Source organism: Chryseobacterium sp. StRB126, assembly GCF_000829375.1.
Lineage (GTDB): Bacteria > Bacteroidota > Bacteroidia > Flavobacteriales > Weeksellaceae > Chryseobacterium.
Map to the genome: position 1 here is coordinate 4857117 of NZ_AP014624.1, position 20903 is coordinate 4878019.

Genomic DNA, 20903 nt, shown 5'->3' on the forward strand with positions numbered 1-20903 from the left:
ATTTTACTATCCTACTATTTTCCCCTGTAGCTGCATGGCTCCTGCAACCTGCATTCCTACTGAAAGGGCAGCAAATCTCATATTTTCCTTGCTCACGAAGGCATCTACCGTGAAGAAGTTTTCTACTTCTGAATTGGTAATCAGTCTTAATTTCAGGATAAATCCTTTCACACTTCCGTCTGGCAGTAATTCAGCTTCCTGAATGTCTAGTACCTTACCAATAAAATCAATACATCCATAATCAGGAAGATCCTGGCTTGGCTTATAAGCTGTAAACTCTTCATCAGTCTTGGTGCCATCCGGTAAATCAAAACTTTCATGAAGATCCAGCACGAAAATAATTCCACTAATGCTAATATTAAGCTTATTCTGCGTCTGATATTGAGTTTTGTTTTCTACATAATCTGTCGGGAAGAACCAAAGTCCGAAAGTATCTCTTCCAAGACCTCCTACAATCGCTTCGTTATTCTCAACATTTTCCCATTCACGGATTTCTTTTGTTTCAAACTCAAGAGAGAAATCTGTTTTCACCTCCGGATAAATGGTATTAAAATCGTCAGAAATAATGGTTTTGAATGTTACATATTTAAATTCTGTAAACTTAGCCTTTTCGTCTGCAGCAATTTCAGCTACTCTATATAAAGCCATAGTCTCCATCAAATATTGAGAGAATTTTTCCTGAGTCTGGAAATTTTGAAAACCAAAAATCCCCCCCCACATATTCGCAAGAGAATGAACATTTGATTTCTTTATGATGATCCCAGCTTCATTGGTGCTTTCCGGACTCTTGATCTCCTCTCTGTTGGTAAAATAATCTTTTCCATCTACCAGCTGGTTATTCATAATCTCATTGTTTTCTTCATGAGAGAACTCAGCAAAACCTTTGAACGTAACATTTTCATTTTCGAAAACATAAGGTAAGGCAATATTACCTTCTTCAGAATCATTAAAATGATAAGAAAGTGTAATAGCTTTAAGGTCTTCCGGGTTTACTGCCAATGCATGGTTATCATCGTCGTTGAACTGAGAATGATAAAGGATAGCATATGACTTGATCTTTCCTTCTTTCAACTCGTTTTCAAATTTTTCTTTCATATTGCTCAATACCACCTGTGGCGAAAGCCCATAAGTAGGATCTGTAATCATATAAGCAAACCCCTCAACTTCTCCGTTCTCGTTTTCAAATGCCGAAATTGGCGCAAAATCTCCCCTCAATTGAAGCGCAATAGAATACACTACATAATCACTATAAATCTTGATCTTTTCATATAATTCATTCACCTTTTTCTCTTCTACCGGTTGTGGTTGTACTGGAGTTTCCAATACTGTTTTCGGAACTGTCTCCACCACTTCCTCTACTTTCTCTTCTACTATTTCCTCCACCGGCATTTCTTGCTGCTGAATTGGAGCACTGACATTTTCCTGTCTGTTGTCTTTCTTCTTAAAAAAATCAAAGATTCCCATATTGTTGTTAAAATTGGCGGTAAATATAATAAAAGCTCGCAATAGGCCCATCATAAAAAAAATGCCATTGTGTCAGTTTCTCATTCGTGATATATTTTGAGATATATTTTGAAACAAAAACTCGGCGGAGCCAAAGGCTCCGCCGAGTTTTCTATAATTTAAGGCTTATCATCTGTCAAGTCAAATCCCCACTCTTTTCCTTTTTGGGTGGCTGGAATTCCTTTTGTCATCCAGACCGGAGCTTTAGCCCCTTTAAGATAATAATCAAAAAACTGCTGTTCTCGAATTTGAATATCTTTTCTGTTCTGACGTTTGAGAAGGTTATGATCGTCACCATTATAATTCAGAAGCCACGCTGGTTTTCCAAGACGGCGTAATGCTGTAAACATTTCGATTCCCTGATACCATGGCACTGCTCCATCCTGATCGTTACTCATAATAGCCACCGGAGTTTTTACTTTATCAATGGCAAAAAGCGGTGAGTTTTTAATATAAAGATCCGGTGCTTCCCATAGATTCTTTCCTAATCTACTTTGTGATTTTTCGTACTGGAACTGTCTGTTCATTCCGGAACCCCATCGGATTCCACCATAGGCGGAAGTCATGTTCACAACAGGAGCACCACTCCATGCTGCAGCATACATATCAGTATGAGCAATCAAATAGGCTACCTGATAACCACCCCAGCTTTGTCCCTGAATTCCGATTTTAGTACCATCCACCCAAGAATTTTGCTTTAGCTTTTCAACTCCTGAATTAATGTATTCCATTGCAGATTCTCCGGGAAAACCATCTGTGTACGAAATATCAGGTGTGAAAACCAAATATCCGTTGCTCACAAAATAAGAAATATTTAATCTTGAAGGTGTTGGTGAAGGCGCAACATAACGGTTCAGATTATCAGAAAGTTTCTCATAGAAATAAACAATCATTGGATATTTTTTATTCGGATCGAAATCTTCCGGTTTGAATAAAACTCCTGTAGAAGTATTTCCTTTTGGGGTTGCCCAATGTACCAATTCGTCTGTTCCCCAGTTATAATGACTTTGTTGTGGATTGGTATCACTCAGCTTTTGTTGTTTTGAGAAATCTGCTGTTGTAAAAATATTCGGTGAATCTGTATATGATTCTTTTACTACAATATATTCTTCAGCATTTTTCGCTTTTTGAATACTACGATATCCCCATACATTTTCCATTTGAATTTTTACAGGATCAGTATTCGACTGAATAGAGGTTTTAAAAATTCCGTTGGCCTTGGAAGCATTATCAAATGCTGATAAATAGATAGAAGCCTTTCGGTTTAAACTTTTAATATCTTTATCTAAATCGTAAGTATCAAATGTTATTTTATTTTTACGCCCATATCCCTTGGTGATATTTCTTGGTTTTTTTGAACCATTCAGGAAAAGTTCCCAAAGATCATAACGGTCTCTGATAATGACAGACTCATCATTATCCGTCCATGATGCAAGTCCGTAAGGGTTTGGAAAATCCGGCATATCAAACTCCTCATCCACGAAGGAAACCGGCAGGCTGTTCGTAAGTGGCAAAGTTTGTTTTGTTTTCACGTTATAACTAAACCACTGCCCTTTTTCGCTATCAAAAATCACAATAAATTTTCCAAGCGGAGATACAGCCACTGAACCATACAGATTTTTAATGATTTCCGTTCTTTCTCCTGTTTTATTATCAATTGCGAAATAGGTCTTCTTTGTTGAACCTTCCCATTGTGAAGAAATACGGTTGTTCAAACTGGTAACCCCTAATGCAAATTCAGCATTTCCTTCGTTTACCACTCGCAAAGTATCTAAATCCTCACCATCAATATTTCTAAAAAAATCCGGCTTTTCCGTTTGCATTACGGCAGCGTAAGATTTTTTCAGATCATTTTTTAATTCCTTTAACTGTACTGTCTGTAGATAATCATCTCTGTAATTCCAGATGTCTACCACAGCATGGTCGTTAGTAATCATCGCAGTATCTTTTGCAATCGGTTTTGGGCCCACTCCAAAGTACAACTGTTTTCCGTTTTTACTGAATAGAGGTAAACGGTTTTCAGAAATTACCCAATTCTTTCTCATTTGGGCATTTTCATTAGTTACCGTTTCCTTTTTATTTCCTTTAACGTTAAAGTAATATAAATTATACAGCTTTACTAAATCATTCTGTGCAGAAGAAGTTCCCACATACGCCAATTGATTTCCATCTTCATCAAAAGACAACTGTGAAAAATCACCTTCCATTTCGGAAATTTTAGTAACAGTTCCTTTCTGAAGATCTATTACCTGTACTGTTTCAAGAGCGTATTTCTTTGGTTTAGATTTGTCCGTGTCTTTTTTATCCGCCGATTTTTCATCATCTGAATCTTTCCCTTCTTTCTTTTCCTTTTTTTCGTCCGGTTTCTTGGTTACAAAAGCAAGTTGTTTCCCATTTTTACTGAACTCATAACGGATTACGTTATCATATGTTGTACTTTTTCCATCCAGAAGATTTCGTACAACCAATTGTAGAGGCTTTGCATTTTTCTCTTCCTCTTTATTTTCATCACTATCTTCTTTATCTGAAGATTTATCTTTGATATCTTCCAGAAGATAGGCAACATAAGAACCTGCTTTTTCAGGGATTTTAAATGTTTTTACATTCGGGATTTTTTCCGTTTGACCATTCAAAACATCAACAATGGCAAGACTGTCTTTTGTTAATTTATTTTTTTTAAGCTTTTTATCTTTTACCGCTTTTATATCCTTATACAACGGACGGATCTGAAAAACAGCAAATCTGGAATCACTCGTAAAATCTATTTTTGTTCCTCTTGCAAATGCTTTTGAAGCTTTATTTTTAACGGAGTATAAAAAAAGATTAGAATTTCCTTCCTGAGGGTCCACAGAGTAGGCAATCCATTTTCCATCATTTGAAATTTTTCTCATGCCTAAATTTTGCCAGCTGTCATAAACAGAATGGTCTAAAGGTTTCTTCTGTCCATACAGGCAACAGGCCATCATGAGCAGAAGAAAAACTGTACATTTCATCTTCATTTTTAAAAAATTTTTAAGGACTAAAAATAGGATATTTCTTTGACAAATCCACATGATTATGGCTTGTATCACTTGAAAAAATGTCATTCTGTCACTTTCTGAACGATGGTATTTTTTTTGAGAAATATTTGAAAATTAAAAAATCTAAAATATTATGACTAAAGGAAATATTAATGTATCAGTGGAGAACATTTTCCCACTTATTAAAAAGTTTCTTTACAGTGACCATGAAATATTCTTAAGAGAGCTGATTTCTAATGCTACAGATGCTACTCTGAAGCTAAAACACCTAACAAGTATTGGGGAAGCAAAAGTTGAATATGGAAATCCGAAGCTTGAGGTTAAAATTGATAAAGAACAGAAAACTTTACGCATCATAGACCAAGGTATCGGTATGACCGGTGAAGAGGTTGAAAAATACATCAATCAGGTTGCTTTCTCAGGAGCTGAGGAGTTTTTGGAAAAATATAAAGATTCAGCAAAAGACTCTGGAATTATCGGACATTTCGGTCTTGGGTTCTACTCTGCCTTTATGGTCGCTGAAAAAGTGGAAATCCTTACAAAATCTTATAAAGATGAGCCTGCTGTAAGATGGATCTGCGACGGAAGCCCTGAGTTTACTCTTGAAGAAACTACTGATAAAACTGATAGAGGAACAGAAATTATTCTTCACATTGCTGAAGATTCTCTAGAATTTTTAGAAGAAACAAAAATTCGTGAACTGTTACTAAAATATAACAAATTCATGCCTGTTCCTATTAAATTCGGAACAAAAACCCATACACTTCCTTTACCGGAAGATGCTCCGGAAGATGCTGTTGCTGAAACTGAAGAAGTGGATAATATCATCAACAACCCTACTCCGGCATGGACTATCGCTCCAAGTGATCTTACCAACGAGGATTATATGAAGTTCTACCACGAGCTATATCCAATGCAGTTTGAGGAACCTTTATTCCACATTCACCTGAATGTTGATTATCCTTTCAACCTTACCGGGGTTTTATTCTTTCCGAAATTAAGCAACAACTTAAATATTGATAAGGATAAAATCCAGTTATACCAAAATCAGGTATTCGTAACGGATGAAGTAAAAGGTATTGTTCCAGACTTCCTAATGCTTCTAAGAGGAGTAATTGATTCTCCGGATATTCCGTTGAATGTATCCCGTTCTTATCTTCAGGCAGATGGTGCTGTAAAGAAAATTTCTTCTTACATCACTAAAAAAGTAGCTGATAAAATGGCTTCTCTCATCAATGAAAACCGTGAAGACTACGAACAAAAATGGAATGATATTAAAATAGTTATCGAATACGGAGTTATCACGGAAGAAAAATTCGCTGAGAAAGCTGATAAATTCACATTATATCCAACAACAGACGGAAAATACTTCCTTTGGAATGAATTGGTTGATAAAATAACACCAACGCAAACCGATAAGGATAACAAGCTTGTAGTTCTTTACGCAACCAGTGCTGATGAGCAACACAGCTATATTCAGTCTGCAAAAGATAAAGGATATGAAGTGCTGTTATTAGACTCTCCAATCATTTCACACGTTATCCAGAAACTGGAAACTACGAAGGAAAATATTTCATTCGCAAGAGTAGATGCAGATCACATCAACAATCTTATCAAGAAAGATGAGCCTGTTATTTCAAAATTGAATGACACTGAAAAGGAATCTTTGAAAAAGAATGTTGAAGAAGCAATTCAGGATTCTAAATTCACAGTTCAACTTGAAGACCTTGACAGCAATGATGCTCCATTTACCATTACCCAGCCTGAATTCATGAGAAGAATGAAAGAAATGCAGGCAACCGGCGGTGGCGGTATGTTCGGAATGGGAGGTTTCCCAGAGATGTACAATCTGATAGTGAATTCCAACAGTGAACTTTCTAATCAGATCTTAAAAACTGAGAATGCTGAAGAGAAAGAAAGCTTAATTAAATACGCTTTGGATCTTGCCAAGCTATCTCAAAACCTTCTGAAAGGAAAAGACCTTACAGATTTTATACAGAGAAGCTATAAGCAACTTGAAAAATAATTGACTGAAGACTGTTTCAAATGAAGCAGTCTTTTTTTGTACCTAAAAAAACTGTTTAATCTAGGGGAGATAATTTTTTAACCACAAAAGAATTTAGACACTTAAGTTTTATGAAGTAAATACTATTTTGTTGAGAAGAGCACTTAAGTTTTTGAAAATCTACGATTTTCTTCTGATGTGAACTTTTATAGAGTATCATTTTGAACTTACTAAAGTGTTTAATCATAAAGCTTTTGTGGCTTTTGTAGTTCATTTTCTCTCAATAGTGAAAATTCATCATTACTTTTTTACAGTTTTCTGTTGTATACATTGTGCTTTTTTGCCATTTTTGTATAAAATGTCGGTCATGCAAAAAGAAAAATTACGTGTCATCAGAAAGCAAAAAGGCTACACTCAGCAGCAGGTAGCTGATTACATCGCTACGGATGTATCTAATTACAGCAGAAAAGAAAGTGGTGATGTAAGAATCGTAAAAGATGAATGGGACAAGCTTGCCCGTTTCTTGGAAGTGCCGGTTGAAGATATTTACGAAGAAGAGGAAGCTGCCATAGTTGTTAATTATGACCATCCTGTATTTAATGATAAATCTATTTCTGCAGGAGCAATTACTAACCAGAATAATTATGATAATATTCCAGGTGCTGTTATTGAAAACCTACAAGGATATATTACTTTATTAAAAGAGGAAAATGAAAGGCTGAAAGAGGAACTAAAAAGTTTTCAAAGTCCTTCAACAAGAGCAAAGAAATAATAATACAGTTTTACTGTAAAAATATTTGTATCACTCATATCAATGGTATGGGTGATTTTTTTTAGTATTGAAAGATATTTCTGACACCAAATTTCTTATGAGCTCTTTCTTTAAACACGAAGAACACTAATCATTTCACAAATGTCACAAATATAATTCTCGCAGCGATTGAATCTGTGGAATCTGCGAAATCTGTGGGAGATTATTTAACGCAAAGTTTTATGATAAAAGCCTTATATTCTTAGGAGGCTAAGAAGGACGGCTTCGTCGCTGATGAAGCTTTAGGGTTATGCGTATGCTTCGTAAGAATCAATGAAATTGATTCCATCTTTGCTCACTCAAAATATTACAATATCAAAATAGAAACTTTGCGTTTTAAAAAAGACACTTATTTTTTTGCCACGAATGCATGAATTTATTCCGAGATGAATGTTTAATGAAAAACTTATTATAGTTCATCCATGGGATCCCAAAACAGCTTTTTAAAGCCTTTTATTCTTAGATTTTCTACCGTAATTCCTTCCGCTTCCAGTTTCTTCTGGAACTCCGGAACAGATAAGGTACCTGAACTTGAAATAACACGGTGTGCAGGCACATCTTCAGGGCAACCTCCCATTGCTTTTCCTACATGACGGGAATGATTGGGATAACCCACTGCTTTCGCTATAGCACCATAGGTAGAAACTCTTCCCTTTGGAATAAGCCTTGCTACTTCGTATACCTGTTGTTTGAAAATTTCATCCATATCTAAAGTCTTAGAAAAGAATATTGAGTTTTTGCATCATTTTTTAACTCTTACCGCCTCAATGATGTTTCATTAAAAGATAAAGATATGAAAAAATCATTTTTCCGTTTACTGAATGTAATCAATAAAAAGGTTCTTCCAAAGCTGAGTAAGAAGGATCCGAACAGGCTAACAAAAATAGAAAAAGGAATTTTGGCTTACCGTTATTTTGTTTTGGTGAATTCTTTGGATTAATTTTTATTTTCCCACAGATGACACAGATTTTCACAGATCCCAATGATGTTTAAATATTGGCACGCGGATTTAGCAAATTAGGCAGATTTGTTAGAAATCTTTGTGATTTCCAACACTCTATACTCCCTATAAAGAATCTGCGTTATCTGCAAAATGCAAGAGATTAAAAGTCTGAAAGCAAAAGATAAAAAAGCGCTCCCAAAATGGAAGCGCTATTATTGTAATCTCATAAAGAGTTTATTGCTTAAGCATTCTCAAGAATATAAGAGAACATTAGTGGTGCACAGATTGTTGCATCACTTTCAACGATAAATTTCGGTGTAGTGATATCTAATTTACCCCAAGTGATTTTCTCATTGGGAACTGCTCCCGAATAAGAACCGTAAGAAGTAGTAGAATCAGAGATCTGGCAGAAATAAGACCAGAAAGGAATGTCATGCATTTCCATATCCTGATATAACATTGGTACTACACAGATAGGGAAATCTCCTGCGATACCTCCACCAATCTGGAAGAATCCAACTCCTTTTCCTGCTGAGTTTTTAGTATACCAGTCAGCAAGGTAAGTCATATATTCGATACCTGATTTCATTGTAGTAGCTTTAAGCTCTCCTTTGATACAGTAAGAAGCGAAGATGTTACCCATTGTAGAGTCTTCCCATCCCGGAACTACGATTGGTAAATTTGCTTCTGCAGCAGCAATCATCCAAGAGTTTTCTCTAGGAATTTCATAATACTGCTCCAATACTCCCGAAAGGATCATTTTATACATGAATTCGTGTGGGAAATATCTTTCTCCTTTAGCTTCTGCATCTTTCCAGATTTCCACGATGTGTTTCTGTAATCTTCTGAAAGCTTCTTCTTCAGGGATACAAGTATCTGTAACTCTGTTCAGACCTCTTTCTAAAAGATCCCACTCATCCTGAGCAGTCAGGTCTCTGTAATGAGGAACTCTTTCATAGTGAGAGTGTGCTACAAGGTTCATTAAATCTTCTTCAAGGTTGGCCCCTGTACAAGAGATAAAATCTACTTTCCCCTGACGGATCATTTCTGCAAGAATCTTTCCTAATTCAGCAGTAGACATTGCTCCTGCCAAAGTAATCATCATTTTTCCGCCATCTTTAAGATGTGCAACATATCCTTTAGAAGCATCCACCAATGCAGCTGCGTTGAAGTGCAGGTAGTACTTTTCTATGAATTCAGTTATCGGTTTGCTCATTTTTATAATTTTTGCAAAGATAAAACTTAAAAACGGAATGCAGCCCAAGCACTTGAAGAAAGTCTCATAGAGAGATGTTTTTTTATCATTTGTTAAATAAACAGTTGGCACATGCTGTATTTTATTGGGCAGACACAAAGGTCTTTATTAACACTATGAATACTTTTAAACCGCAAGAACATTTCGACTTCGCTCAATATAATATTTTCAGCAAACAGTACGCTTATTTTTTGCCACGAATGCCCGAATTTCTTTTATTGATGCTAAAATATTGGACATTATATTCTATTCATCTATATGATTTGATGTTTTTAAACCACATAAACTCATAGATTAAGAGAAAATAAAATTATTCGTGCATTCGTGGCTATATTTAGCGGTATACAATTTTATCACAGATAAAACCTTTGCACCTTAAAACATCATGTATATAAAAGATCTTGCGGCTTTGCGTTTTCCAACCTTCACCCCTATTCTTAAAAAACAGAAAACGCAGCCCAAAAATGGACTACGTTTTCTTCGTAAATTCAACCCTATATGACAAAGTTTCATCCTTCCCAGGCTTCCACTTTTACAATTTCAATTTTTCTTTCGCCGTCTTTGAAAGGCCAGTCGATGATATCTCCTACTTTATATCCAACAACAGCCAAAGCAATATTGGAAAGGATGGAGTGCTTATTCTTCTTAAGTTTTTCTCTGGTAGAAGGCACAAAAATATATTCATGTTCAAAATTCTGTGTATGATCTTTCAAAGTCACTTTTCTGTTAACTGTTACAATATCTTCAGGCAAGTCTCTTCTCAATACTTGCTTGGCCTTTCTTAATTCTTCAGTTAATCTTTTCTCTTCTCCGATGCTTACTTTTTTTCTTCTGAGTGTATCTTTTATAGCATCATAAATTCCTGTGGTTACCGTAATATGATTGGACATTTTTCTAATTTTTAAGATTAAAAATGCAGTATTTCTCTAACGATCCAATGTAGAACCCAGACATAACTCTGTCTCCTTCTATAGAAAACCGCAAAAAAGCAATAAATAAAAATCCGGAATAATTCCCTGTCTTGGATCCTGACAGGGCTTAATTGATAAAGTCCTTAGAACTTTTTAGAAAAGAATCTGTATGCAGATACAGTAATGACAGCAACAATCCTGTTCCCCGGCGCTCTGCAGATAAAAAGATAGTGGCTGTCATTATTATTTTGTTTTAACTCTAACAAAGATAGAACTTAAAAATGGAATGCAACGACTCCACTTAAAGAAACTCTGGTTAATCTTTCTTTTTCATCTCCTAAATCAACTGTTATTCCGCTAGTTTTCATTTTGTTTAATGTTCCTGCCGTCATACTTAATTTGGGACCTATAAAAAGATGATCAGACAGAACATATTGATAGCCCAAACCTGCGCCTAATCCTAAATTAGATCCGGCTCCTTTTACATTACCTGTTTTTGCTGTGTAAGAAATAACCCCTAATGCAGCATCAAGAATCAATTTATGTTTCGTTGGCTCGTTATAATTGGAATACATGATAGAAGGTTCAAAAAAAGTAATATTATCTTTTGTGCTTACAGCCACATACCTTGTGTTCCCATAAGAACTCCCTACAGCTAGCATTCCATTGCTTGATGCACTATAATTAGAAAATTTCAGTCCGATGCCAATATTATTTACGTGATAATAAGCAGAAAGGTCAAAGTGAGGTCCACTTTTTAATTCTTTTCCTGTTTTGAAAATCCTGAAGGTGTTTCCGCTACCCTCCATACATACCCTACAGAGGGAACAAATGAAAAATTTCCGGTAAAAATAGGACTTTCAGTGAAAGGAGCAACTAAAATTTAAACCTTCTATTTTCTTTTTTATCAGAAAGCTTCTTCTTGCTATCCAATCTCTTTTGCTTTTGAGCTCTGGAAGGCTTTGTAGCTGTCCTTTTTTTATGAACAACAAGGGCTTTATTTACAATCTCCGTTATTTTTTCGATGGCTTTATTTTTATTCATCAGCTGGGTTCTGCTTTCAGAAACGGTTAGAAATAAAAATCCATCTGCATTGATTCTATTTTTAAGCTTTTCCTGAATCAATGTTTTTTCATCATCATTAAAAAATTCAGAAGTCATCACTTTCCAAAGTACAGTTACCGAAGTCTCCACTTTATTCACATTCTGTCCTCCTGCCCCACTGCTGCGGGAAGTTTTGAAACTGAGTTCTTTTGAAAAATCCTTCATTGTTTTTTAGTTTTGAGAGTTTAAATTCCGAGATCAGAAGTTCTTAAATATTCTCATGAATCAGTTTATACAATTCCATTCTACTTACCTTTCCATTGGGTGTTCTTGGGATTTTATTGATGAAAATAATTTCTTTCGGCTTATGGAAATTCTTCTCAAAAGAAATCTCTGAAACTTTATCAACAACCTCATCAGATTGATTCCCTTCAATAATTAAGATCAATTTCTGTCCCAAACTTTCATCGGGCAATCCTATAAAGATAGCTTCATTCGGGACTTCTTTCTTGATTAGTGCTTCCAGCGCTTCCGGAAAAATTTTAGCCCCCCCGGAATTAATTACATTATCTATTCTTCCCAAAAATTTAAACTGTTTATCATTTTCAATTTCAACTAAATCATTAGTTACCAATAGTTCAGCATTCACATTAGGAGCAAAAATGGTCAGGCAGCCCCTTTCGTCCAAGGAAATAGAAACATTTTCGAAAACAGTGAAATATTCTTCCTGTTCAGGCATCAGTTGTTTTAAGCCAATATGGGAAAGTGTTTCAGACATTCCATAGGTCTCAAATATACGGTTTGAACTCTTCAAATTCAGCTGAAGAATTTTATTTTTCAAACTTTCAGAAACAGTGGCACCACCAATAATCAGATTTTTGATTAGATGCAGTTTATCTAATGAATTTTCTACCTGAAGTGGAGTCATAGCACAAAAATCCACTTCCTGATCCAAGCTTTCAATAGGATGTAAAGAGGGTTCACTTATGATTAACCTAAGTTTTCTTTCCATGGAACGCACTACCATCATTTTACCTGAAATGTACTCTACCGGCAGACATAGTAATGCGACATCACCTTCTTTTAAACCTAAAAAGTTGCAGGTCATCACTGCAGAATTAATCATTTTATTTTTTTCGATCCCGAAAACTTTAGGAACTCCTGTAGAACCTGATGTCTGTACGTTTACCGTTTCTCCTTCAGAAGTCCATTCTTCTAAAAAAAATCTAACCTTTTTTTCAAATTCAGAATTGAAGGATAATTGATTAATATTGAGATTATTGAAGTCTATCAGCATATTTTCCATGAATAAAATCTACAGTAAATTTAAAAAAAAATACTAAAAAGTCCTTGCATCTAAAGAAAAAAACTGTTATAGGGCACTTGTATGATTCCGCAATAGAGTAATTATAAACCCTTTTATTTAATGAAATATATAGCATTTTTTAAAAGAGCTGCCAAAGAAATCACAATTAATAAAACAGCAATAACCCAACCTCTATAATAAAGCATTTTATCATATATAGAGTCATCCTGTCTTTTCACGTTAAAAACATTTTCTTTAGAGCTTAATTTAAAATAAACAAGTACTAAACCCATCAATAATGTTATAAAAGCCATTTTATTTAATCGCTATTTTTTATTCTTTTAAATATAAATTCTTTGTTGTTTTTGATAATAAGTAAAGTATCACTGTTGGCTTTTTTAATAATTGTAAATGGAAGATTAACTTCTCCCCAATAAATAGGAAACTCATCATTGCTCAAGCTTCCTGGTATCAAAAATTTTCTCTCAGTTAAATTTTTTGAATAATAAATAAAATTATACTCTTTATCAGCATAATACTTTTTATTAATATCAAATTCATACCCTATATTATACGTTCCTTCACCTTTTAAAACAGTATTGAAGGTATATTTATTAAAATCCAATATATTTTTTTCATTCTTATCTGTACAATTGAAAATAAGAAAAATACAGGTTATAAAAATATAAATTGTTACATACTTCATTGTGTATTATTCTTCACCTATTGCTTTAATTTTCATGAACTATCAGAAGTAATTATTCTATTAAAATTTTTGTATTTACAGAGTTTAATCTGGACATCTTTACAACCAATAAAATACTCTACTTTTCCATAATACTATTATTCTTTCCTAGAAACTTTAAAATTGAAGCGAGTTTATACAAATCATAATCAATCATCTCGCGTTCTCCATTTACAACTTTTTGTAAAAATTCCCAGTCTTCTGAAACGCTTCCCATTGTAAGTTGAGCAGGTTCATGATAAGGGCTATATAGTTCCTCATCAAGAATATTCCAATACAAATCATCTTCAAGAACCACAACATTCTTATCTTCTAATTTTTCCAATTTATCAGACAGAATATTGATAAGCTTCCTAATATCTGAAATATTTATATCTTTATTTTCCATATCCTTAATTTATTCTAAAGATTCATATCCTGTTCGTGACTAGCTAATAATTCTATCTTTTAAGACCATTTAATACACCAATAGCTTTCACCTCATCCTTCTCATCTACAAAAATATGATCATGAAAATAGGCAGCAACTACATTGCAACTAATCCCTGCATCACTCAAAGCCTGTGAAAATTTTGCCGTTAAGCCAACTGCAGATAAAGAGGAATGAACCTCAAGAGTGATCCATGATGCTACATAACTAAAGCCTAAATTCATAGCTTCTGCATCTTCTTTCCTAAGTACAACAGTTATACTTTCCGTCTCCTTAAACAGGAACAAAATTTTAGAAAAAGGAATTTCATCAATGTTATCAACTGTACAATACACATATCTCCCTTCATTCAATGACGGATTTAAATTTTTTAAAATATTCTTTAAATTCACTTCACCTTCCATAATTAATTATTTTTCGCCGAAACTATTTCGGGTAAAATTACCATATATTTGATGAAAATAAGTTTGCCCTGCCTTTGATTTTTACTTGAGGTTTGTAAAATATTTTGAAGAGAATAAAAGTTCATTAGTACAGGCTCGATAACCTTGTCAAGGTTTAAAACCTTGACAAGGCTACTAAATTCGAAATCAGGCATTATTTTAACTAAAACAAAAAAGACCTCCACTGGAGATCCTTATCTTATCATTATCAGATTACTTTTTGAGATCATCAATTTCTTCCTGTATAGCTCTGATTTTATCTCTAAGTTCCTGACTTACTTTTCCAGGAATCTTTTTTACTTTTCTAAGGTCTAAGGCCAGCATAATAGAAGCAATTCCCATGAAAATAAAGGAAACACCAGTTAATGTCACCAAAGAAATTCCCGTGAATACTGGATTGAATATCAGCAACAATGAAAATATAATTCCTCCAACACTGGCAAGGGCAACATTTCCCCAACTCATTATTTTCATGCTTTTCAGGTCAAAAGCGAAGCCCAGCAACTGAAAAGAACGGAATAAAAGAGTAAATCCTACTACAAACGGAAGAATAGACATTGAAATCTGAGGATAGGCGATCAAATAAACTCCAATTGCTGTGGTCAGAAGCCCACTTACAAGGAACCACCCCCAACCCTGAAGAGATTTACTGTTCTGTATGGAAAAAAATATTTCAGTAATCCCTGAGAACAGAAATGAAACACTAAAAAAGATAGAAAGCGTTACATACGTTGCGAGCGGCACACTGAATACATAAAAACCGCAGATCAGAAATAAAATTCCAAAGATCAACGGAATATACCAGTGTTTAACCGTGTTGGTAAGTGTTTGAAATAGATTAGCCATAGGAGTGTTTTTTAGGTGTGCCTACTTTGTGATGCGGTGTTCAGCTTGTCCGCCGGAATTTCAAAATCAGATGATAATTTTCACCCGACATTGAATAATACTGTCTTACTAATTTACGAAAAATTAATACAATAAACCATTAAATACTCAGTAAATCAGTCATCAGATTAAATCATATTTTAATAACAAAATCTATCGAATAGCCACTTATTATGTTTTTTTACTAGTATCTTACACAAATACAGAAAATGAAATAAGTAAACCTATATTTTCCGTAAAAAAATCAACATAAAAAAACATTATGATACCCCGAAATTCTAAATTATCAGTTGTACCATAATGTTTTACTGAGGTTTTACTATTACTTCATTAAATTTCCGGCAGGCTGCTGTTGCGTAACACAATGCACCATTCCTCCGTTTTCATATAGATTTCTCACATCTATTCCTATTACTTTTCTTCCGGGATATTGCTTCTGAATAATCTGATTAGCAATTTGATCATTAGGATCTCCATAATTAGGAACTAAAACTACCGTATTAGCCACATAATAATTCACATAAGAACCTTTTTCATCCAGCTGTTTTCCATAAGCTGTTTTCACTTTATTTTTAGTAGCCGGCAGATATACTTTTTTATATTCTTTATCATCCACATTGGATGCAGTATATAAGGTATTAATATCTTTATCAGAAAGCCCAAGCTCTGCAAGATCATCTTCATTCATCGTAATCATGGTAGAAGAGTTGACAAACTTCATGAACCCATCAATGTGCATATCCGTAACATCTAATCCGGTAACTCCGTCCAGCCATATCACTTTGGATACACCATAATAGGTTTTAAACATTTCTTCTGCTTCCTGCTGAGTAATCCCTTTGTTTCGGGTAGCATTTTTTTTCTGACTGATGACGGAACTTTTACAAGCCATCAGTACTCCGTTTCCATCTGTTTCTACGGAGCCACCTTCATTCACCATTTCTTTATTCAGATCAATAACCTTTACGCCCAGATCTTTTCCTATACGTTGTGGAATTTCATCACAGTTTTCGAAATCAAATTTCTCGCCCCAGCCGTTGAATCCCCAATCTTCAATCAGAACATCCCCTTTGTTATCCTTTACAAAAATGGGCCCGTTGTCTCTGATCCAAACATCATCGGTAGGATAAATTCTGAAGTCTACATTCTTCATCGGAATTTTATTTTCTTCTAAAAGTTTGATGATTCTCTTCTTTTCATCTGCATTGTAAGCGATAATATGGGCTTTTTCTCCTGTTTGCAATGCTTTGGTCATATCAATCCAAGTTTGTTCTACTCTTTGGCGATAAGTGGTGCCATGCTGGTAATGATGAGGCCACTGCAGCCAGGTTCCTTCATGAAGTGAAGATTCTTCAGGAAAATGATAGGTTTGTCCCATAGTATACATACAACCTAATATAAAAGTAAGGGTGAATAATTTGTTCATATCGTTAAAATTTCTTTCCAATAAATACTCCGAAGTTGATATCAGTTTCATAGCTGCATCCCACCTGGGAAATATTACTTCCTATTCCGAACTGCATTTTCTTTCTGTTCTCCAGCCCCAGACGAATAACCTGACTGCTGGCTTGGTGTTCTTTAAAACTAAAATCAGATTCTACAATCAACATACTGTAAAAATTTAATTGTTCATTAATCTTTGGAGTGTATTCCAATAAAGTATATAATCCGAATTCTTTTGCCTCTGTAGAATACGTTAATGCCGGAAATACACTGATACCAAAAACATCATTTCCTTTTCCGTATGCTAATCCTGCGGATGGCACGACATCTTTATCCGAAATATGAACTCCTGCAGAAATACCCAGATTCTTACCAATTCCATAATTAATATTTTGATAGAGTTCAGGATTTACTTTTTTCAGATCATAATCGTAGCCAATGGTTCCTGAAGCAAAATAATTCCATTTGTTTCCAAAATCCTTATCATAGATTCCCAACACCTCAGTTTCTTTATTTCCTGCATAAGCTTGAACAGAAATCTGCGCTTTACTACAGAAAGGAAGCAATAAGCTCAGGAGAAATACATTTTTTTTTATTGTTCTTTGTCTTCTTAATGTTTATCCTTTAAACTTCCGTTGTGGTCATTTACTGGCGCAAAATTAGAAACTCAAAAAAGCAATTCTTGTCCTAAAAGGACATCTTATTCATACAATGGAAAATAAATATGTGTGATCTCTGCTGTTTCATATTCTTCAATAACATCAGAATTATCCAGCAAAAACTTTTCCCCGGAAAGCCAGGATTGATAGAATGAACGATAGGTTTCCAAAATATTTTCATAGGGCCCTTGATGGGTGAACTTTGCATATTTCCTACCAAAAATTTCGTTTTTCACAAGTCCACTTATCACCTCATTAGAGGTTACTGCGGCACCATATCTGCAATGTGAATGACTGGTAATTAAAGGCTGATCACGAATAATTCCGTAGGCAGCTTCAAATAGCTCTGCATCCGGCTCAATTTCTTTCCACAATACATCAATTTCTGCGTTATTATAATCTTTAGCTTTAATAAATTTACAGTAAACCGATACTGCATCTTTATATTTGATCTCTACTTTTAGATCAGCATTATGGCTTTCTATGAATTCTTTGAAGATATCCTGTTTCTGTTTTCTTGCTTCAGCAGGAGAAACAGTATATTGTTTTTTAAACGCTTTTGAAAAGGATTGAATATTGAAATACCCTACCTGCCAAGCAATTTCAGAGAGACTATCTTCCGTATAGATGAGTTTTTTATAAGCATTCTCAAGACGCAGACGTTTTTGAAACCCAGAAATAGTTTCATTGAAAAGTTTGAAAAAAATACGCTGGAAATTACGATAAGAATAATAAGAGATAGACTCTATCTCATGAGCAGTGATTTCCCTATCAAAATTAATTTCAATATGGTCGATAATCTTTTGTATGTCCCTAAAATTAGTCTTCATATCACAAAATTTCATTCTGAAAATGGCTTTGATCTACGAAACTATTTACACTGAAAACCTTAAACAAGGTACCTTTTTAACCTTATCAGCAATATATTTCATTACTAAGGTAAGAAAAAAACAAACCTATCCAATATTTACTTAACGTCAGTTTTATATCCTGACTGTTCTAAAAAGTTTTCTGTTTCTGCTGCATTACTGAAATCCAAATTCATAATGATGCTGATTGCAGATTTCTTATCTTTTGATCTTTCATACAATCTCTTGGTCATTATATACCCCATGAAATATCCCAGATCTGCAGGTCTGTCTTTTATAGTGGCAGTATTGGACAACCAGTTTTGAAAATCTTCACCATTCATTTCTTTTTGGAAATCATTCCACAGAGATTTCTGATGCTGCATTCCATATTCAATGTAAGGTGTTTCAACCTTCTTTCCAGTTAACAGTTCAGCTATAAAATCAGCAGACCCTTCTTTTAAGCAGAGTCCTAATAAATTCGTTTTGATACCTTTTAAATTTTGTTGAGTATGCACCAACTCATGAGCCGTAAGAAAAACAACTCCTGAATTAATCTTCATCCTGTCCTGATAGTTTTTGGAAAGCTCCGAATAATCCACTGTTGCATCGGAAGCGGCTAATTCAGAACCAATGATTAGATTTCCATTAATGACCGTTCCGCCACCTTTAAGATTTCCCATCGTGAAATAGATCTTTGGTGGAGAAAACCCAGCATATAATCGACTAAAATTTTGGTAAAGATTTTCTATATTTTTAAAATCTTTTTGAAGATTCTCTGTTTTGATTCTAATCGATTTCCAGAACTTTGGTTTTGAATCAAAGGATTCAATCCATTGTTCAGAGGTAAAATTTCTGGACTTGATAAAATCATTCAACCCTGGACTTGCTTTATCAACATAAAGCTTTTGAAATGTGGATATCTTTTGTTCCGAATTATTAATCTTCTGAGCCTCATCATAAGCATTCCAAAAATTCCTGATATCGGAAGTTTCAATATAAATAGTAAAATCATCCTTCTGAGCAATAGCCGAAACTGAGAACAAACACATAAACAGAAGACAAAATACATGTTTCATCAATAGCACTTTTTAAAATAAAATATGGTTTTTGTACCACTAAAAAGTTTTCAAAAACCATATTCTTTATTGTATTTACAACCTGTTAGTTCGGTTTATATAATTTATACATAGCAAATAAAAATCCTATCCAGATCGGAATCAGAATTACTTGAATTTCCATTCCTGTAATGCTCATCAATCCTAAAATAAGCACTAAAAATGCAATACAGATGTAATTGGAAATCGGATAAAATATAGATGGAAATTTCGATTGAACTCCTTCTTTAGTGATGGATTTTTTAAATTTCAAATGCGTGTAACAGATCATCAGCCAGTTGATAATTAATGTAGATACTACCAAGGCCATCAGATACTGAAATGCTTTTTCCGGCACCAGCTTATTAATGATAATACAGATTCCTGCAAAACAAGAAGAAATAAGGATAGCATTGATAGGAACTGAATTTTTATTCAATTTCTTCAGAAACTTAGGAGCATTTCCTTGTTGAGCCAATCCGAAAAGCATACGACTATTACTGTAAACACTACTGTTATACACAGATAGAGCAGCCGTTAATACAATAACATTAAGAACATTTGCAATCAAAGTATTGAATTGAATCACTTTACCGAAAAGGCTGAATTCTAATCCATTCAAGTTTTGGAACACCATTACAAACGGGCTTGAACCTTCTGTAATTTCTCTCCATGGGCTTAACGAGAACAGGATTACTAAAGCTCCTACATAAAAAATTAAAATTCTATAGATCACCTGATTGGTTGCCTGTGGAATAGTTTTTTCAGGATTTTTCGCTTCAGCAGCCGTAATTCCGATCAGCTCCAATCCTCCGAAAGAGAACATAATCATGGCCATTGCTGCAAATAATCCGGAGAACCCGGTTTCAGTTTTATTGAATAATCCTTTTGGGAAGAAACCACCATCATTCCACAAGTTGGTAACCGTAGCTTTTTCTCCTCCTGTTCCACTTATCAACAGATAAACTCCGAAAACAATCATGGCAATAATAGCTACTACTTTGATGATGGAGAACCAGAACTCAGTTTCCCCATACACTTTTACAGAGGCAAGATTAAGGGCAGTGATGACTACAAAAAAGAATAAACTGGACACCCAAAGCGGTATTTCCGGCCACCAGAAGTGGATATAATGACCAATGGCTGTAAGTTCAGCCATACTTACGAGGATATAAAGAATCCAGTAATTCCACCCTGAAGCAAAACCCGGAAAATTTCCCCAATATTTATAGGCGAAGTGACTAAAACTTCCCGATACCGGCTCCTGAACTACCATTTCACCAAGCTGACGCATGATAAAAAAGGCGATAATTCCGGCTAAGGCATACCCTAAAATTACTGAAGGTCCTGCCAATACTGCTGCTGGCCCGATTCCCAGAAATAAACCTGTTCCTATGGCTCCTCCAAGGGCAATTAATTGTATATGTCGATTTGTTAATCCTCTAACTAAAGTTTCGTTTTGTCCTGTTTTATTTTCGTTGCTCATTGAATGAATTATTCGGTTGCTAAATATATAAAAACTTTTCAGAGAAATTCACATTCCATGGGGTAAATTG

Annotated in this window: 21 protein-coding genes; 3 read left to right on the forward strand and 18 right to left on the reverse strand. The window is 34.6% G+C overall.

The window, feature by feature from the left end; genetic code table 11:
- Window positions 1–6 precede the first annotated feature (6 nt).
- Window positions 7–1464 (reverse strand): hypothetical protein, encoded by a 1458-nt coding sequence (locus CHSO_RS21945; RefSeq protein ID WP_045500878.1) that lies wholly within the window; start codon window positions 1462–1464, stop codon window positions 7–9.
- Window positions 1465–1622: 158 nt separating this feature from the next.
- Window positions 1623–4502, reverse strand: a complete 2880-nt coding sequence (locus tag CHSO_RS21950; protein ID WP_045503153.1) for a prolyl oligopeptidase family serine peptidase — start codon at window positions 4500–4502, stop codon at window positions 1623–1625.
- Window positions 4503–4656: 154 nt separating this feature from the next.
- Here CHSO_RS21950 and htpG point away from each other — a divergent pair, with 154 nt between their 5' ends.
- Both htpG and CHSO_RS21960 read left to right on the forward strand, forming a co-directional pair.
- Window positions 4657–6549, forward strand: coding sequence for a molecular chaperone HtpG (htpG, locus tag CHSO_RS21955; protein WP_045500880.1), 1893 nt, complete (start codon window positions 4657–4659; stop codon window positions 6547–6549).
- A 346-nt stretch (window positions 6550–6895) separates the two neighbouring features.
- The gene (locus CHSO_RS21960) at window positions 6896–7300 is read left to right on the forward strand and encodes a helix-turn-helix transcriptional regulator (RefSeq protein ID WP_045500882.1); all 405 of its coding nucleotides are present in this window, start codon (window positions 6896–6898) and stop codon (window positions 7298–7300) included.
- Between the two features lie 448 nt (window positions 7301–7748).
- Here the strand turns inward: CHSO_RS21960 and CHSO_RS21965 are convergent, their stop codons facing one another.
- Window positions 7749–8045, reverse strand: a complete 297-nt coding sequence (locus tag CHSO_RS21965; protein ID WP_045500884.1) for an MGMT family protein — start codon at window positions 8043–8045, stop codon at window positions 7749–7751.
- Window positions 8046–8132: 87 nt separating this feature from the next.
- Between CHSO_RS21965 and CHSO_RS26060 the strand changes: the two genes are divergently transcribed.
- The gene (locus CHSO_RS26060; protein WP_171817677.1) at window positions 8133–8279 is read left to right on the forward strand and encodes a hypothetical protein; all 147 of its coding nucleotides are present in this window, start codon (window positions 8133–8135) and stop codon (window positions 8277–8279) included.
- A gap of 244 nt (window positions 8280–8523) precedes the next feature.
- Here CHSO_RS26060 and CHSO_RS21970 read toward each other — a convergent pair whose 3' ends face one another.
- The 15 genes from CHSO_RS21970 to CHSO_RS22045 form a co-directional block, all read right to left on the reverse strand.
- On the reverse strand, window positions 8524–9498 hold the full coding sequence (locus CHSO_RS21970; RefSeq protein ID WP_045500886.1) for a deoxyhypusine synthase family protein: 975 nt from the start codon (window positions 9496–9498) through the stop codon (window positions 8524–8526).
- Window positions 9499–10046: 548 nt separating this feature from the next.
- A complete protein-coding gene (locus CHSO_RS21975) occupies window positions 10047–10427 on the reverse strand; it encodes a GreA/GreB family elongation factor (protein ID WP_045500888.1) in 381 nt (126 codons plus the stop codon).
- Window positions 10428–10723: 296 nt separating this feature from the next.
- Window positions 10724–11257 (reverse strand): hypothetical protein, encoded by a 534-nt coding sequence (locus CHSO_RS21980; protein WP_045500890.1) that lies wholly within the window; start codon window positions 11255–11257, stop codon window positions 10724–10726.
- Between the two features lie 67 nt (window positions 11258–11324).
- The gene (gene arfB, locus CHSO_RS21985) at window positions 11325–11717 is read right to left on the reverse strand and encodes an alternative ribosome rescue aminoacyl-tRNA hydrolase ArfB (RefSeq protein WP_045500892.1); all 393 of its coding nucleotides are present in this window, start codon (window positions 11715–11717) and stop codon (window positions 11325–11327) included.
- A gap of 43 nt (window positions 11718–11760) precedes the next feature.
- On the reverse strand, window positions 11761–12789 hold the full coding sequence (locus tag CHSO_RS21990; RefSeq protein ID WP_045503156.1) for an AMP-binding protein: 1029 nt from the start codon (window positions 12787–12789) through the stop codon (window positions 11761–11763).
- 122 nt (window positions 12790–12911) lie between these two features.
- Entirely contained in the window at window positions 12912–13112 is a 201-nt protein-coding gene (locus CHSO_RS21995) for a hypothetical protein (protein WP_045500893.1), read from the reverse strand.
- A gap of 5 nt (window positions 13113–13117) precedes the next feature.
- On the reverse strand, window positions 13118–13423 hold the full coding sequence (locus CHSO_RS22000; RefSeq protein WP_144429006.1) for a hypothetical protein: 306 nt from the start codon (window positions 13421–13423) through the stop codon (window positions 13118–13120).
- Between the two features lie 199 nt (window positions 13424–13622).
- Window positions 13623–13931, reverse strand: coding sequence for a hypothetical protein (locus CHSO_RS22005; protein WP_045500897.1), 309 nt, complete (start codon window positions 13929–13931; stop codon window positions 13623–13625).
- 52 nt (window positions 13932–13983) lie between these two features.
- Window positions 13984–14376 (reverse strand): ACT domain-containing protein, encoded by a 393-nt coding sequence (locus CHSO_RS22010; RefSeq protein WP_045500899.1) that lies wholly within the window; start codon window positions 14374–14376, stop codon window positions 13984–13986.
- Between the two features lie 252 nt (window positions 14377–14628).
- The gene (locus tag CHSO_RS22020) at window positions 14629–15261 is read right to left on the reverse strand and encodes a DUF308 domain-containing protein (RefSeq protein WP_045500903.1); all 633 of its coding nucleotides are present in this window, start codon (window positions 15259–15261) and stop codon (window positions 14629–14631) included.
- 361 nt (window positions 15262–15622) lie between these two features.
- Window positions 15623–16726, reverse strand: a complete 1104-nt coding sequence (locus CHSO_RS22025; RefSeq protein ID WP_045503159.1) for an agmatine/peptidylarginine deiminase — start codon at window positions 16724–16726, stop codon at window positions 15623–15625.
- Window positions 16727–16730: 4 nt separating this feature from the next.
- Window positions 16731–17309 carry a hypothetical protein gene (locus CHSO_RS22030; protein WP_045500905.1) on the reverse strand — a complete coding sequence of 193 codons (579 nt, stop codon included), beginning with the start codon at window positions 17307–17309 and terminating at the stop codon, window positions 16731–16733.
- Between the two features lie 134 nt (window positions 17310–17443).
- Window positions 17444–18232, reverse strand: a complete 789-nt coding sequence (locus tag CHSO_RS22035) for a GyrI-like domain-containing protein (protein WP_045503162.1) — start codon at window positions 18230–18232, stop codon at window positions 17444–17446.
- Between the two features lie 137 nt (window positions 18233–18369).
- A complete protein-coding gene (locus CHSO_RS22040) occupies window positions 18370–19329 on the reverse strand; it encodes a hypothetical protein (protein WP_144429007.1) in 960 nt (319 codons plus the stop codon).
- Between the two features lie 85 nt (window positions 19330–19414).
- The gene (locus CHSO_RS22045; protein WP_045500907.1) at window positions 19415–20833 is read right to left on the reverse strand and encodes an amino acid permease; all 1419 of its coding nucleotides are present in this window, start codon (window positions 20831–20833) and stop codon (window positions 19415–19417) included.
- Between the last annotated feature and the right edge of the window lie 70 nt (window positions 20834–20903).

Coding starts and splice junctions, on each gene's coding strand:
- CHSO_RS21945 (WP_045500878.1), bottom strand. CDS start 1,464: ATGGGAATCTTTGATTTTTTTAAGAAGAAAGACAACAGACAGGAAAAT.
- CHSO_RS21950 (WP_045503153.1), bottom strand. CDS start 4,502: ATGAAGATGAAATGTACAGTTTTTCTTCTGCTCATGATGGCCTGTTGC.
- htpG (WP_045500880.1), top strand. CDS start 4,657: ATGACTAAAGGAAATATTAATGTATCAGTGGAGAACATTTTCCCACTT.
- CHSO_RS21960 (WP_045500882.1), top strand. CDS start 6,896: ATGCAAAAAGAAAAATTACGTGTCATCAGAAAGCAAAAAGGCTACACT.
- CHSO_RS21965 (WP_045500884.1), bottom strand. CDS start 8,045: ATGGATGAAATTTTCAAACAACAGGTATACGAAGTAGCAAGGCTTATT.
- CHSO_RS26060 (WP_171817677.1), top strand. CDS start 8,133: ATGAAAAAATCATTTTTCCGTTTACTGAATGTAATCAATAAAAAGGTT.
- CHSO_RS21970 (WP_045500886.1), bottom strand. CDS start 9,498: ATGAGCAAACCGATAACTGAATTCATAGAAAAGTACTACCTGCACTTC.
- CHSO_RS21975 (WP_045500888.1), bottom strand. CDS start 10,427: ATGTCCAATCATATTACGGTAACCACAGGAATTTATGATGCTATAAAA.
- CHSO_RS21980 (WP_045500890.1), bottom strand. CDS start 11,257: ATGGAGGGTAGCGGAAACACCTTCAGGATTTTCAAAACAGGAAAAGAA.
- arfB (WP_045500892.1), bottom strand. CDS start 11,717: ATGAAGGATTTTTCAAAAGAACTCAGTTTCAAAACTTCCCGCAGCAGT.
- CHSO_RS21990 (WP_045503156.1), bottom strand. CDS start 12,789: ATGCTGATAGACTTCAATAATCTCAATATTAATCAATTATCCTTCAAT.
- CHSO_RS21995 (WP_045500893.1), bottom strand. CDS start 13,112: ATGGCTTTTATAACATTATTGATGGGTTTAGTACTTGTTTATTTTAAA.
- CHSO_RS22005 (WP_045500897.1), bottom strand. CDS start 13,931: ATGGAAAATAAAGATATAAATATTTCAGATATTAGGAAGCTTATCAAT.
- CHSO_RS22010 (WP_045500899.1), bottom strand. CDS start 14,376: ATGGAAGGTGAAGTGAATTTAAAGAATATTTTAAAAAATTTAAATCCG.
- CHSO_RS22020 (WP_045500903.1), bottom strand. CDS start 15,261: ATGGCTAATCTATTTCAAACACTTACCAACACGGTTAAACACTGGTAT.
- CHSO_RS22025 (WP_045503159.1), bottom strand. CDS start 16,726: ATGAACAAATTATTCACCCTTACTTTTATATTAGGTTGTATGTATACT.
- CHSO_RS22035 (WP_045503162.1), bottom strand. CDS start 18,232: ATGAAGACTAATTTTAGGGACATACAAAAGATTATCGACCATATTGAA.
- CHSO_RS22040 (WP_144429007.1), bottom strand. CDS start 19,329: ATGAAACATGTATTTTGTCTTCTGTTTATGTGTTTGTTCTCAGTTTCG.
- CHSO_RS22045 (WP_045500907.1), bottom strand. CDS start 20,833: ATGAGCAACGAAAATAAAACAGGACAAAACGAAACTTTAGTTAGAGGA.